The organism is Amnibacterium setariae, assembly GCF_003581425.1.
Lineage (GTDB): Bacteria > Actinomycetota > Actinomycetes > Actinomycetales > Microbacteriaceae > Amnibacterium > Amnibacterium setariae.
The window spans coordinates 1,050,341-1,062,966 of the sequence record NZ_QXTG01000002.1 but is presented as its reverse complement, the minus strand read 5'-3'; the positions used below and the strand labels follow the sequence as shown (position 1 = coordinate 1,062,966).

Below are 12,626 nucleotides of genomic sequence, written 5' to 3'. Positions count from 1 at the left end.
CGTGCCGTCGCCCTGGGAGGTCGCCCTCGGCGACGCGATCAGGGGGCTGCGGCCCGAGCTGCGCGCCTACTTCGCCGCCGTCCCGCCCGACGCGGAGGGGGTCGGGGAGGGCGTCTTCGACGTCGTCGGCACGCCCCGTCGCTGGCTGCGACCCGTCCTGCGGCTGCTGGGCGGCCCGTCGCTGTTCCCGGTGCGGGCGACCGACGTGCCGTTCGACGTCCGCAACCGTGCGACGCCGGAGGGCGCCGGCGTCGCGGCCGTGCGGCGGATCCGGGTCGACGGTCGCCGGTTAATCATGCGCGACGAGACCGTCGCGACCGGTCCCGGCGTCGTCGTCGACCGGATCGGCGACCCCGTCCGCATCGAGGCCGCGTTCCGTCCCGCCGTGGTCGACGGCGGGCTCCGCCTCGACTCGATCGCGGTCCGCCTTCGACTCGGCCCCCTTCGCCTGCCGCTCGGTCCGCTCTCGCCCCGCGTGACGCTGACCGAGCGCTTCGATCCCGTCGCGGATCGCCAGCGCGTCGCGCTCACCGTCGACGCCCCGATCGTCGGCAGGATCTACGAGTACGCCGGCGCCTTCACCTACGCGATCCGGCCGCGGGAGGACGCATGACCGTCGTGATCGCCGGCGCATCCGGCTTCATGGGCCGCCGCCTGGCCGCTGAGCGCCGACGGGCGGGGGAGGAGGTCCGCACCATCGGCCGATTGGGCGCGGACGCGGCCTGGGGCGACACGGCGGCGATCACCCGGCTGCTCGACGGCGCGGACCTGCTCGTGAACCTCGCCGGGCGGAGCGTGAACTGCCGCTACACGGCGTCGAACCGGGCGGAGATCCTCCGGTCCCGCACGGAGACCACGGAGGAGCTCGGCCGGGCCGCGGCGGCCGCGGCGAGCCCGCCGCCGCTCTGGATCAACTCGAGCACCGCCACGATCTACCGCCACGCGGACGACCGTCCGCAGACCGAGGGCGGAGGCGAGCTCGGCGAGGGCTTCTCGGTCGAGGTCGCGAAGGCGTGGGAGCGCGCGTTCCTCGCCCCCGACCTGCCCGGCGTGCGGCGGGTGGCGCTGCGCACCGCGATCGTCCTCGGGCGCGGCAGCGTCATGGTGCCGCTGACCCGGCTCACGCGGGTCGGGCTCGGCGGTCCGCAGCTCGACGGCCCCTGGCCCGGGACCCCGGCGCGCATCGCCGCGGGCGTGCACCACCGCTACCGGCCGACCTCGTCGGGCGGCCGGCAGCGGTTCTCGTGGGTGCACCTCGACGACGCCGTCCGCGCGATCGACTTCGTCCGGCGGCGGGAGGACCTCGACGGCGTCCTGAACCTCGCGGCCCCGGAGGCGAGCACGAACCGGGAGCTGATGGCCGAGCTCCGGCGCGCGCTCGGCGTCCCGGTCGGGCTGCCGGCCTCGCGGTGGATGCTCGAGCTCGGCAGCCTCGCGATCCGGACGGAGACGGAGCTCGTGCTGAAGAGCCGGTGGGTCGTGCCGGAGCGGCTGCTCGCGGCCGGCTTCACGTTCCAACACACCGACCTCGGCGAGACCCTGCGCTCGATCCTGCGGCGGCCGTAGCTCGGCCGGGAGCCGGCCGAGCGCGTCCCCAGGCGGCCGGTCCTACTTTCGCCCCATGAGCGATCGCGACTACGACCCCTACGCCCGCCTCGACCCGGTGCCCTCGTTCCCGCTGACGAGCGAGGACATCACGGACGGCCAGCCGCTGCCCGCCGCGCTGTACGGCGCGGACGCCGGCGGCGAGGACCGCTCGCCGCAGCTCACCTGGTCCGACCCGCCCGCCGGCACGAAGAGCTTCGCGGTCACGGTCTACGACCCCGACGCCCCGACCGGTTCCGGCTTCTGGCACTGGGCGGTCGCCGACATCCCCGCCGACGTCACGTCCCTCCCCGCCGGCGGCCCGCTGCCGGAGGGCGCCGTGCTGCTGAAGAACGAGCTGCGCCAGGCCGCCTTCACGGGCGCGACCCCGCCGCAGGGCACCGGGGTCCACCGCTACTTCGTCGTCGTCCACGCCGCCGACGTCGAGTCGCTCGGCGTCGACCCCGACATCACGCCGGCGGTGCTCGGCTTCAACCTGCACTTCCACACGCTCGGCCGCGCGATCCTCGTCGGCACGGGCGAGTTCGGCGGCGCCGGCGCCTGACCCGGCGCTGAACCGTTCACGGATCAGGGAATCGCTTCGCGATTCCCTGATCCGTGAACGCAGATCGCAGGAGTCAGGCGAGGCCGAGCTGCTGGAGGATCCCGAGGGTGTCGGTCGCGCCCCAGCGGTCGGTCATCTTCCCGTCCTCGAACTTGCCGACCTGGATCCCGCGGACCCGGAAGGACTTCCCGGTCGCCTCGTGGCCGAGGAACTCGCCGCGGTGCGTCCCGCTGACCTCGAGGACGGCGGTCACGAAGTCCTCGGTCGCGATCACCTGGACGGGCTCGAGCGCGACGTCCGGGAACGCCTCCTTGAACGTCGTCCAGAACTCGCCGATGCCGCGGGGTCCGGGTGCCTGGTCCGGCGCCGGGTCGTGGTCGACGAGGCCGTCGGCGAGCACCTCGGTGAGCCGGTCGTACTCGCCGGCGGCGACGATCTCGCCCATCCGGCCCTGCGCCTCGAGGTTGGTCTTCGCGCGGTCGTCGGCTTCAGTCATGGGTGGGCTCCTTCGTCGTGCCGTGCACCGCGAGCTGCGGGCCCTGCATGCCTACGCGACGCGGAGGGACGGAGCCTGGGCGGCCGCTCCGCAGAGGCTGGAGGATGTCCGAGGCCGGCGCGACCACCGCCGCGTGCTCGAGGACCGCTTCGACGGCGCCGTACGTGCATGCGCCCGAGCTGCTCGTCCGCCGCGTGTCCGGGCGGCCCGTCCTAGCCTGAGCCCATGAGCAGCGAAGCCTTCCGCGCGGGCGACCGTCCCGTCCGCATCTCGGTCCAGATCGCCCCGCAGCACCTCCCGATCGCGGAGCTCCGCGACGCCGCCGTGCACGCCGAGGACCTCGGCGTCGACATGGTCATGAACTGGGACCACTTCTACCCGCTGTCGGGCGATCCCGACGGGCTCCACTTCGAGGCGTGGACGCAGCTCGCGCAGTGGGCGGAGGCCACGGAGCGCGTCGAGCTCGGCCCGCTCGTGAACTGCAACTCATACCGGAACCCGAACCTGCAGGCCGACATGGCCCGCACCGTCGACCACATCTCGGGCGGCCGCTTCGTGTTCGGCACCGGCTCCGGCTGGGCGCAGCGCGACTACGACGAGTACGGCTACCCGTTCGGTACCGTCGGCAGCCGGCTCGACGCCCTCGCGCACGACCTGCCGATCGTCCGCGACCGCTGGACGCGGCTCAACCCGGCGCCCGTCCGCCGCATCCCGATCCTCATCGGCGGCGCGGGGGAGCAGAAGACCCTCCGCATCGTCGCCGAGCACGCCGACATCTGGCACTCCTTCGTCGCGCCGGACGAGCTCGGCCGCAAGCTCGACGTGCTCCAGCGCCACGCGGAGACGGTCGGTCGCGACGTCGCCGACATCGAGATCGGCAACGAGCTGCGCGGAGCGGACGACGCGAAGGCCGCGGCGCTGTTCGACGCCGGCGTGCGCCTGTTCACGATCGGCGTGAGCGGGCCCGAGATCGACTGGGCCCCGGTCGAGCGCTGGGTCCGCTGGCGCGACGCGAAGAACGGCTGATCGGCCTGGCCCCCTCCGTCTCGCAGGTACGCCGTGCCTGCGAGACGGAGGGAGCGCTCAGCGCTGGGGCACGCCCTCCCGCATCTCGCGGATCAGGGAGGTGACGACGGCGCGCAGGTCCCCGCCGGCGCGGGCGGAGGCGAGCTGCTGCCGCTGGTAGGAGGCGCCGACGTCGAGGATCGTGAGCACGTCCTGCAGCTCCTGGACGCAGCCGAGGCGCTCGGCGGCGGGCTCGAGCCGGGCGACGAGGGCGCGGATCTCGTCCTCGACCTGCCGCTGCTCGCCGTCGCGGTCGACGATGATGCTCGCCTCGAGGCCGTACCGGGCCGCGCGCCACTTGTTCTCGCGCACGAACCAGGGCTGCAGCGTCGGCAGCTCCTCCCCGGCGTCGAGGCGCTCGGAGAAGTCGTCGACGATGCACTGGACGAGGGCGGTCGTCGCGCCGACCTCGAACGTCGTCGGCAGCCCGTCGCAGACGCGCGTCTCGAGCGTGCCCCACTTCGCCGACGGTCGGACGTCCCACCGGATCTCGTCCCAGTGGTCGATCACGCCGACCTTCGTCAGGTCCTCGACGATCGACTCGTACTGGCGCCAGGAGGCGAGCTGCGGCGGCAGCCCGGCGGTCGGCAGCTGCTGGAACAGCATCGCCCGGCTCGACGCGTACCCGGCGGCCTCGCCGAAGACGAAGGGGGAGGAGGCGGACAGCGCCTGCAGGTGCGGGTAGTAGACGAGCATCGCCTCGAGCACCGGCAGCGCCTTCGCGGGGTCGTCGAGACCCACGTGCATGTGCACGCCCCAGATCAGCAGCTGGCGACCCCAGACGCCGGTGCGGTCGAGCAGCGTGACGTACCGCTCCTTGTCGGTCACCTGCTGGTCCTGCCAGCGGGCGAACGGGTGGGTGCCCGAGCAGATCAGCTCGAGCCCCATCGGATCGGTGGTGCGCCGGACCTGCTCGATCGTCCGCTCGAGGTCCGCGATCCCCTCCGCGACCGTGCGGTTCACCCCGGTCACGACCTCGACCGTGTTGGTGAGCAGCTCGCTCGTGAGGCGCTCCGCGCCGTCCTCCGAGACCACCTCGGTCGTCGCCAGCACCTCGGGCGCGGCGGGCACGAGATCACCGGTGGACCGGTCGACCAGCGCCAGCTCCCACTCGATCCCGAGCGTCGAGCGGTCGGACCGCGCGAAGTCGATCGCCATGCGCGTCATCCTGGCAGACCGCCATCGAGAGCCCGAGGGGTCGCCGCCGCCGACCGCCGCGGTCAGGAGGAGCAGGCAGAATGGGGGCACCAACGCGCCCGTCTCGGCGCGCCGGATCTCGCAGCCAGGAGCCCGTGTGAACGGCAACGCCACCTCGACGTACCGCAACGTCGCCCTCCTCTCCGTGTCGAGCGTGCTCGGCCCGCTCGTGACGACCTCCGTCGAGATCGAACGCAAGCTCGACCCGATCCTGAAGCGCCTCCGCCTCCCCGTCGGGCTGCTGGAGCGCGTCGCCGGGGTGATCGAGCGCCGCAACTGGGGTCCGGGCCTCTCCTCCCACGAGGCCGCGGTGCAGGCGGGCGAGCGTGCGCTGCGCGAGGCGGGCGTCCCGGCCGGTTCCGTCGGTCTGCTCATCAACACGTCGATCACGAAGGAGCACCTCGAGCCCTCCGTCGCGACGCGGCTCCACCACGGGCTCGGCCTGCCGACCTCGGCCATCAACTTCGACGTCTCGAACGCCTGCCTCGGCTTCGTCAACGGCATGAGCCTCGCCGCGGGCCTCATCGACGCGGGCCAGGTCGACTACGCGATGGTCATCGACGGCGAGGACATCGACCGGATGCAGCGCACGACCATCGAGCGCCTCGCCCAGTCGGAGGCGCTCGACCGCCAGGCCTTCATGAACGAGTTCGCGAGCCTGACCCTCGGCTCCGGCGCCGCCGCGGCGGTGCTCGGCCGCGCCGACCAGCACCCGGAGGGCCACCGCCTCGTCGGCGGCGTGACCCGCGCCGGCACGGAGTGGAACGAGCTCTGCATCGGCTCGATGGACGGCATGACGACCGACACGAAGTCGCTGCTGAAGCGCGGCATGGAGCTCGTCACCGCCGCCTGGAACGAGGCGAAGCGCGACTGGAACTGGTCCGACATGGACCGCTACATCATGCATCAGGTGTCCAGCGCCCACACGGCCGCGTTCGTGAAGGCCGCGGACATCGACCCGGGCCGCGTCCCGGTGACCTACCCGAGCCTCGGCAACGTCGGGTCGGCCTCCATCCCGATCACGCTGGCCCAGGAGTCGGAGAAGCTCCAGAAGGGCGAGCGGGTGCTGCTCTGCGGCGTCGGCAGCGGCATCAACACCTCGATGCTCGAACTGGCCTGGTGACCGCGGCAGCGACGCTGCCGCCCGCGCTGCCCGGTCTCGACCCCGCCTGGTCCCGCCTCGTGCGGGTCCACGACGCGGTGCTCGGCCGCGAGGTCGTGCACCACGTGCTCGACACGGAGGGCGCCCTCGTCGCCGCCGGCGCGGAGCCGGTCGGCACGATCCTGGCGGTGCACGGCAACCCGACCTGGAGCTACCTCTGGCGGGCTCTGGCGGACGAGTCGATCGAGCGCGCCCGAGCCGGCGCGCCGGCGTGGCGGGTCGTCGCGGTCGACCAGCTCGAGATGGGCTGGTCGGAGCGCACCGACGCGGTGCGCCGCGTCGCCGACCGCGTCCGCGACCTCGGCGCGCTGACCGAGGCGCTCGGCCTCGAGGGCCCCGTCGTCGCGCTCGGCCACGACTGGGGCGGCGTGATCGTGTCCGGCTGGGCGCTCGAGCACCCGGACCTCCTCGCCGGCCTCGTGCTGACCAACACCGCCGTCGACGGCCACGCGGCGCTGCCCGCCGCGCTCAAGGCGGCCCTCGCCGCCTCCTCCGTCGGCACCGAGCACACCACCGCGTTCCTCGACACCACGCTCGCGATCGCGCATCCCCGCCTCGACCCGGCGGTGCGCCGCGCCTTCCGCTCGCCGTACCGCGGCGCGGCGCGGCGGCAGGGGATTCGCGAGTTCGTCGCGGACATCCCCTCGACCGACGCGCACCCGAGCCGGGAGGCGGTCGACCGGATCGCGGCAGGGCTCGCCGCGCTCGCCGCGCCCGCCCTGCTGCTCTGGGGACCCCGTGACCCCGTGTTCCAGGAGCGGTACCTCCACGACCTGATGCGGCGCCTCCCGCACGCCGCGGTGCACCGCTTCGAGGGCGCCGGCCACCTGCTGCCCGAGGACGCCGACGTCGCCGGCGCGGTGCTCGACTGGGTCGTCGCGCCGACGCCCGCGCGCTCCGCGCCCGGCGCCGTCGTCCCGGCGGTGGAGACCCGGGCGATGTGGGCCGAGCTCGACGCCCGGGCCGACGACGACGCACCGGCGCTCGTCGAGCTGCACGGCGACGACACCCGCACGATCTCCTGGCGCCTGCTCGCCCGGCGGGTGCACGAGCTGGCGGCCGGCCTCCACGCGATCGGGGTGCAGCGGGGCGACCGCGTCTCCCTGCTCGTGCCGCCCGGCGCCGACCTCACCGCCGCGCTCTACGCGTGCCTCCGGATCGGCGCCGTGGTCGTCGTGGCTGACGCCGGCCTCGGCGTGCAGGGCCTCACCCGCGCCGTGAAGGGCGCCCGCCCGAGCTGGATCATCGGCATCCCGACCGCGCTGGCCGCCGCCCGGTCGCTCGGCTGGCCCGGCACCCGCATCGCACCGACCGGTCTCTCCCGGCTCGCCCGCGCGGCGCTCGGCGTGGAGCACACGCTGCCCGAGCTCGCGCGCCTCGGCAGCGGGCGCGCGCTGCCGCCGGAGCCCGCGCCCGAGACGCTCGCCGCCGTGCTGTTCACCTCCGGCTCGACCGGGCCGGCGAAGGGTGTCCGCTACACCCATGCCCGGCTCGCCGGGGTCCGCGACGCGCTCGTCGCCCAGTACGGCATCGACCGCGGCACCGGCCTCGTCGCCGGCTTCGCGCCGTTCGCCCTGCTCGGCCCGACCCTCGGCTGCCGCACCGCCGTGCCCGACATGGACGTGACGCGACCCGCGACGCTCACCGCGGCCGGGCTCGCCCGTGCCGTCGCGGCCATCGACGCGGACGCCGTGTTCCTGTCGCCGGCCGCGCTGACGAACGTGCTCGCGACCGACCCGGACCCGGCCGAGTTCGACGGGGTCCGGCTGCTGCTCACCGTCGGCGCGCCCGTCGCGGCACCCCTGCTCGACCGTGCGCAGGAGGTGCTCCGGAACGCCTCCCTCCGCACCCCGTACGGCATGACCGAGACCCTGCTCGTCGCGGACGTCACGCGCGAGGCGATCCACGAGGCGGGGGAGGGCGACGGCGTCTGCGTCGGGCCGCCGACCGCGCGGGCGCAGGTGCGCATCGCCCCGCTCGACGACGACGGCCGCCCCGGGGCGGCCACGACCACCGACGCCGACGTCACCGGCGAGATCCAGGTGCACGCGCCCCACATGCTCGCCGGGTACGACCGGCTGTGGCGCACGGACGCCGCGGCGAAGGCCGGCACCCCGCACGAGGAGTGGCACCGCACCGGCGACGTCGGCCACCTCGACGCGCAGGGGCGCCTGTGGGTCGAGGGACGGCTGCCGCACGTCGTCACGACCGCCGACGGCGTCGTCACGCCGGTCGGCGTGGAGCTCGCGGCGCAGCGCGCTGGCGCCTCCCGGGCCGCCGCGGTCGGCGTCGGCCCGCGCGGCACGCAGCAGCTCGTCGTCATCGTGGAGGGGCAGGCGGGGCCGCTCGCCGACCCCGCGCTCGCCGCGGCGGTGCGACTCGAGGTCGACCGGCCCGTCGCCGCCGTGCTCGCCGTGCCGGAGCTGCCGACCGACATCCGCCACAACGCGAAGATCGACCGCGCCCGGATGGCCCGCTGGGCGACGGGCGTGCTCGAGGGCGGGCCGGTGACGACGCCGTGAGCCGGGTGCTCGTCACCGGTGCGAGCGGCTGGCTCGGCGCCGCGGTCGCGCGCGACCTCGTGGCCGCCGGGTACGAGGTCCGGACGCTGCAGCGCCGGCCGAGCGGCGTCGACGGCGCGGAGGACGTGCTCGGGTCCGTCATGGAGCGGTCGAGCGTCGAGCGGGCCGTCGAGGGCGTCGAGGGCGTCGTGCACCTCGCGGCGAAGGTCTCGTTCGCCGGTGACGAGGCGGACTTCGTCGCCGTGAACATCGAGGGCACCCGCGCGCTCGTCCGCGCCGCGAAGCGGGCGGGTGCGCGGCGCTTCGTCTTCGTCTCGTCGCCCTCCGTCGCCCACACGGGCGCGGCGATCATGGGGGAGGACGCGCCGCCCGCCCAGCCGGAGCGCGCCCACGGCGCCTACGCCCGCACGAAGGCCGCCGCGGAGCTCGTCGCCCTCGGGGCCGACGCGCCCGGCTTCGCCGTCGTGGCGGTCCGCCCGCACATCGTCTGGGGACCCGGCGACCCGCAGCTGGTCGCGCGGATCCAGGAGCGGGCCGCCGCCGGTCGACTGCCCCTGGTGGGGTCGGGCGCTGCGCTCGTCGACAGCACCTATCTCGACGACGCGGTCTCCGGCATCCGCGCGGCCCTCGACGCCGCAGACCGGGTGCACGGGAACGCCTACGTCCTCACCTCCGGGGAGCCGCGCCCGATCGCCGAGCTGATCGGCGGCTTCTGCGCGGCGGCCGGCATCGCCCCGCCGGCCCGCCGGGTGCCGGCGGGCGCCGCGAAGGCCGCCGGCTCGGTCGTGGAGGCGGTGTGGCGCGTCCGCCCGGGGCAGGACGAGCCGCCGATGACCCGGTTCCTCGCCGAGCAGCTCTCGACCGCACACTGGTTCGACCTGCGCCGCACCCGCCGCGACCTCGGCTGGAGGCCCGAGGTCGGCGTGACCGAGGGCCTCCGCCGCCTCGCCGAGCACCACGCCGCCGGGTGACACGCGGAGCCGGGAGCGGGAAGCGCCGCGGTCTGGCAGAATGATCCGCCGGGTCCGCGAGCCTCGACCCTCTATCAGGCTGGCGGATGGACTTCTTGGTCCGAACGCCGAGTGTGCCCCACGCCCTCGGCAGCGGATCGTCAACGCATCGACTCACGTGAGGAACCACGAACTGTGGCTGTCAAGATCCGCCTGAAGCGGCTCGGCAAGATCCGGGCCCCCTACTACCGCATCGTCGTCGCCGACTCGCGCACCAAGCGCGACGGTCGTGTGATCGAGGAGATCGGCAAGTACCACCCGACCGAGCACCCCTCGGTCATCGAGGTCGACAGCGCGCGCGCGCAGTACTGGCTCGGCGTCGGCGCGCAGCCGACCGAGCAGGTCGCGGCGCTGCTGAAGCTCACGGGCGACTGGGGTCGCTTCAAGGGCGACAAGGACGCGAAGAGCACCGTCGAGGTCAAGGGCGAGAAGGTCGCCTTCACGCCGGACGCCAAGAAGGGCTCCGTCGTCCGCTCCAAGGAGTCCCTGAAGGACGCCGAGGCGGCCGTCGACGCCGATGCCGCTGCCGACGCCGAGCGTGCGGACGAGATCGACGCGTCGTCGACCGTCGAGCACGAGACGCCCGAGCAGGTCCAGAACTCCTGATGCTCGAATCCGCCCTCCTGCACCTCGTCAAGGGGATCGTCGACGCGCCGGACGACGTCCGCGTCGAGTCGCACTCGTCGCCCCGCGGCGAGGTGCTGGAGGTGCGGGTCGCGCCGGCCGACCTCGGCCGCGTGATCGGCCGCTCCGGCCGCACCGCGAAGGCGCTCCGCACCGTCATCAGCGCGCTGGCCGACGGCCGCCGGGTCCGCGTCGACGTCGTCGACGTCGACCGCTGATGGCGGCGCCCGGGCACAACCACTCCGCGCAGACCCAGCTCCGCGTCGGGCGGCTGACGAAGGCCCACGGTCTGAAGGGCGGGCTCAAGCTCGAGCTCTTCACCGACGACCCCGACCGGCGCTTCACGCCCGGCGCCTCCTTCTCGCTGCAGGTGCCGGAGTCGTCGCCCTGGCACGGCAGGCGCATCGAGCTCGCGGAGCTCCGCTGGTACAACGGCCAGCCCGTCGGCTTCTTCGTCGACGTCACGGACCGCTCCGCCGCCGAGAGCCTGGTCAAGGCGATCCTCTGGATCGACCAGGACCCGGACGAGGCCGCGGAGCCGGACGCCTGGTACGACCATCAGCTCGTCGGCCTCGACGTCGTCCGCGAGGGCGAGACCGTCGGCGTGATCGACCGGCTCGAGCACCTCCCCGCGCAGGACCTGCTCGTGGTGCGGCTCGGCCCTTCGACGGGCTCAGGAGGGGCGGACCGCGAGGTGCTCGTGCCGTTCGTGCGCGCCCTCGTGCCCGAGGTCGACGTGGAGGGCGGCCGCGTCGTCGTCACGCCGCCGGACGGCCTCTTCGAGCCCGGCGCCGACGAGGACGACCGACCGGCGCGCGCCGAGCAGGACTGACGTGCGGCTCGACGTCGTCACGATCTTCCCGGACCTCTTCGCCGCGCTCGACGTCTCGCTGCTCGGGAAGGCGCGGACGTCCGGGCTGCTCGACGTGCACGTGCACGACCTCCGGGACGCGACGCACGACCGGCACCGCACCGTCGACGACACCCCGTACGGCGGCGGCGCCGGCATGGTGATGAAGCCGGAGCCGTGGGGCGAGGTGCTCGACGGCCTGCTCGCCGACGGCGACGACCCGCTCGTCGTCTTCCCGACCCCCGCAGGCACGCCCTTCGACCAGGCGGCGGCGAAGCGCCTCGCGGGGGAGCGGCGGCTCGTCTTCTGCTGCGGCCGCTACGAGGGCATCGACCAGCGCGTCGTGGAGGACACCGCCTCGCGCGCCCGGGTGGCGGAGATCAGCCTCGGCGACTTCGTGCTGAACGGCGGCGAGGTCGCCGTGCTCGCGATCGTGGAGGCGGTCGGCCGGCTGCTGCCCGGCGTGATCGGCAACCCGGAGAGCCTCACCGAGGAGAGCCACGAGGACGGCCTCCTCGAGTACCCCTCCTACACGAAGCCCGCCGTCTGGCGCGGCCGGGAGGTGCCGCCGGTGCTGCGCTCCGGCGACCACGGCGCCGTCGCGCGCTGGCGCCGCGAGCAGTCCCTCGAGCGCACGCGCCGCGTCCGCCCGGACCTCCTCCCGCCCGGCTGAGGGTCGCCCGCCTCGCCGGGCGACCGCGCGGGGCGCCTGCGCGGTCAGCCGCGCGCGGTCAGGACGATCGGGTCGCCCTCGGTGATCGCGACGGTGTGCTCGGAGTGCGCGCCGCGGGAGCCGTCCTGGCTGCGGAGCGTCCAGCCGTCCGGGTCCGTGAAGATGCGGTCCGTCGTCTCGAGCAGCCACGGCTCGATCGCGATGACCAGCCCGGGGCGCAGCTTCAGCCCGCGGTGCGGGCGCCCGTCGTTCGCCACGTGCGGGTCGCCGTGCATCGTGCGCCCCACGCCGTGCCCGCCGAACTCGAGGTTCACCGAGTAGCCGGCCGCGCGGCACACGTCGCCGATCGCCGCGGAGACGTCGCCGAGCTTGAACCCGGGCCGCGCCTGGGCGATCGCCGCCTCGAGGGCGCGCTGCGTGGTCTCGATCAGCTTCTCGTCCTGCGGCCGCGGCGTGCCGACGATCACGGTGACCGCGCTGTCGGCGACCCAGCCGTCGACGCTCGCGGCGAAGTCGAGGCTCACGACGTCGCCGTCCTGCAGGGCGTAGTCGTGGGGGAGGCCGTGCAGCACGGCGTCGTTGACCGAGGTGCAGAGCACCTTCCCGAACGGGCTCGCGCCGAACGAGGGGTGGTAGTCGATGTAGCAGCTCTCGGCGCCGCGCTCGCGGATCATGTCGTGCGCGATGCGGTCGAGCTCGAGCAGGTTCACGCCGACGGCGGCCTCCGCGGCCAGCCGTTCGAGCACGGAGGCGACGAAGCGGCCCGCGGGGCGCATCGCCTCGATCTCGGCGGGGGTGCGCAACTCGATCACGATGCCTCCTCAGGTGTCCGGACGACCCTAACCGGGCCGTCCGGCACCGCCGTCCACGGGCGATGC

14 protein-coding genes are annotated in these 12,626 nt (G+C 74.6%); 11 read left to right on the top strand and 3 right to left on the bottom strand.

Annotated elements, in window-relative coordinates; translation table 11 throughout:
• Position 1 precedes the first annotated feature (1 nt).
• From D1781_RS13085 to D1781_RS13075, 3 genes are read left to right on the top strand one after another with little or no spacing between them, the layout of a single operon-like run.
• Positions 2 to 613 (top strand): DUF4166 domain-containing protein, encoded by a 612-nt coding sequence (locus D1781_RS13085; protein WP_119482678.1) that lies wholly within the window; start codon positions 2 to 4, stop codon positions 611 to 613.
• Positions 610 to 1,566 carry an epimerase gene (locus D1781_RS13080; RefSeq protein WP_119482677.1) on the top strand — a complete coding sequence of 319 codons (957 nt, stop codon included), beginning with the start codon at positions 610 to 612 and terminating at the stop codon, positions 1,564 to 1,566. Before D1781_RS13085 ends, D1781_RS13080 begins: the two co-directional genes overlap by 4 nt.
• A gap of 55 nt (positions 1,567 to 1,621) precedes the next feature.
• Positions 1,622 to 2,149: a YbhB/YbcL family Raf kinase inhibitor-like protein gene (locus D1781_RS13075; protein WP_119482676.1), complete on the top strand. Its 528-nt coding sequence runs from the start codon at positions 1,622 to 1,624 to the stop codon at positions 2,147 to 2,149.
• Between the two features lie 73 nt (positions 2,150 to 2,222).
• On the opposite strand, the gene D1781_RS13070 is transcribed toward D1781_RS13075, so the two are convergent.
• Positions 2,223 to 2,645, bottom strand: a complete 423-nt coding sequence (locus D1781_RS13070) for an ester cyclase (protein WP_119482675.1) — start codon at positions 2,643 to 2,645, stop codon at positions 2,223 to 2,225.
• Between the two features lie 225 nt (positions 2,646 to 2,870).
• Here D1781_RS13070 and D1781_RS13065 point away from each other — a divergent pair, with 225 nt between their 5' ends.
• Positions 2,871 to 3,671: an LLM class F420-dependent oxidoreductase gene (locus D1781_RS13065; protein WP_119482674.1), complete on the top strand. Its 801-nt coding sequence runs from the start codon at positions 2,871 to 2,873 to the stop codon at positions 3,669 to 3,671.
• A gap of 57 nt (positions 3,672 to 3,728) precedes the next feature.
• Here the strand turns inward: D1781_RS13065 and D1781_RS13060 are convergent, their stop codons facing one another.
• Positions 3,729 to 4,868, bottom strand: coding sequence for a glutamate--cysteine ligase (locus D1781_RS13060; protein WP_119482673.1), 1,140 nt, complete (start codon positions 4,866 to 4,868; stop codon positions 3,729 to 3,731).
• A 136-nt stretch (positions 4,869 to 5,004) separates the two neighbouring features.
• On the opposite strand from D1781_RS13060, the gene D1781_RS13055 reads away from it, so the two are divergent.
• The 7 genes from D1781_RS13055 (at position 5,005) to trmD (ending at position 11,748) form a co-directional block, all read left to right on the top strand.
• Positions 5,005 to 6,030: a 3-oxoacyl-ACP synthase III gene (locus tag D1781_RS13055; protein WP_233551332.1), complete on the top strand. Its 1,026-nt coding sequence runs from the start codon at positions 5,005 to 5,007 to the stop codon at positions 6,028 to 6,030.
• Complete coding sequence (locus tag D1781_RS13050) at positions 6,027 to 8,591, top strand: alpha/beta fold hydrolase (protein WP_119482671.1); 2,565 nt, start codon at positions 6,027 to 6,029, stop codon at positions 8,589 to 8,591. The genes D1781_RS13055 and D1781_RS13050 overlap by 4 nt, the downstream gene beginning before the upstream one ends.
• Positions 8,588 to 9,562 (top strand): NAD-dependent epimerase/dehydratase family protein, encoded by a 975-nt coding sequence (locus D1781_RS13045; RefSeq protein ID WP_119482670.1) that lies wholly within the window; start codon positions 8,588 to 8,590, stop codon positions 9,560 to 9,562. The genes D1781_RS13050 and D1781_RS13045 overlap by 4 nt, the downstream gene beginning before the upstream one ends.
• 174 nt (positions 9,563 to 9,736) lie before the next feature.
• The gene (gene rpsP, locus D1781_RS13040) at positions 9,737 to 10,207 is read left to right on the top strand and encodes a 30S ribosomal protein S16 (protein WP_119482669.1); all 471 of its coding nucleotides are present in this window, start codon (positions 9,737 to 9,739) and stop codon (positions 10,205 to 10,207) included.
• Positions 10,207 to 10,443 (top strand): RNA-binding protein, encoded by a 237-nt coding sequence (locus D1781_RS13035; RefSeq protein ID WP_119482668.1) that lies wholly within the window; start codon positions 10,207 to 10,209, stop codon positions 10,441 to 10,443. The genes rpsP and D1781_RS13035 overlap by 1 nt, the downstream gene beginning before the upstream one ends.
• Positions 10,443 to 11,057: a ribosome maturation factor RimM gene (rimM, locus tag D1781_RS13030; protein WP_119482667.1), complete on the top strand. Its 615-nt coding sequence runs from the start codon at positions 10,443 to 10,445 to the stop codon at positions 11,055 to 11,057. Before D1781_RS13035 ends, rimM begins: the two co-directional genes overlap by 1 nt.
• A 1-nt stretch (position 11,058) precedes the next feature.
• The gene (trmD, locus tag D1781_RS13025; RefSeq protein WP_119482666.1) at positions 11,059 to 11,748 is read left to right on the top strand and encodes a tRNA (guanosine(37)-N1)-methyltransferase TrmD; all 690 of its coding nucleotides are present in this window, start codon (positions 11,059 to 11,061) and stop codon (positions 11,746 to 11,748) included.
• 44 nt (positions 11,749 to 11,792) lie between these two features.
• Here trmD and map read toward each other — a convergent pair whose 3' ends face one another.
• Positions 11,793 to 12,560, bottom strand: a complete 768-nt coding sequence (gene map, locus D1781_RS13020) for a type I methionyl aminopeptidase (RefSeq protein ID WP_119482665.1) — start codon at positions 12,558 to 12,560, stop codon at positions 11,793 to 11,795.
• Positions 12,561 to 12,626 lie beyond the last annotated feature (66 nt).

Excerpts from the sequence above, each read along its gene's own strand:
- D1781_RS13080 (WP_119482677.1), top strand. The coding sequence starts at position 610 with ATGACCGTCGTGATCGCCGGCGCATCCGGCTTCATGGGCCGCCGCCTG.
- D1781_RS13075 (WP_119482676.1), top strand. The coding sequence starts at position 1,622 with ATGAGCGATCGCGACTACGACCCCTACGCCCGCCTCGACCCGGTGCCC.
- D1781_RS13070 (WP_119482675.1), bottom strand. The coding sequence starts at position 2,645 with ATGACTGAAGCCGACGACCGCGCGAAGACCAACCTCGAGGCGCAGGGC.
- D1781_RS13065 (WP_119482674.1), top strand. The coding sequence starts at position 2,871 with ATGAGCAGCGAAGCCTTCCGCGCGGGCGACCGTCCCGTCCGCATCTCG.
- D1781_RS13060 (WP_119482673.1), bottom strand. The coding sequence starts at position 4,868 with ATGGCGATCGACTTCGCGCGGTCCGACCGCTCGACGCTCGGGATCGAG.
- D1781_RS13035 (WP_119482668.1), top strand. The coding sequence starts at position 10,207 with ATGCTCGAATCCGCCCTCCTGCACCTCGTCAAGGGGATCGTCGACGCG.
- rimM (WP_119482667.1), top strand. The coding sequence starts at position 10,443 with ATGGCGGCGCCCGGGCACAACCACTCCGCGCAGACCCAGCTCCGCGTC.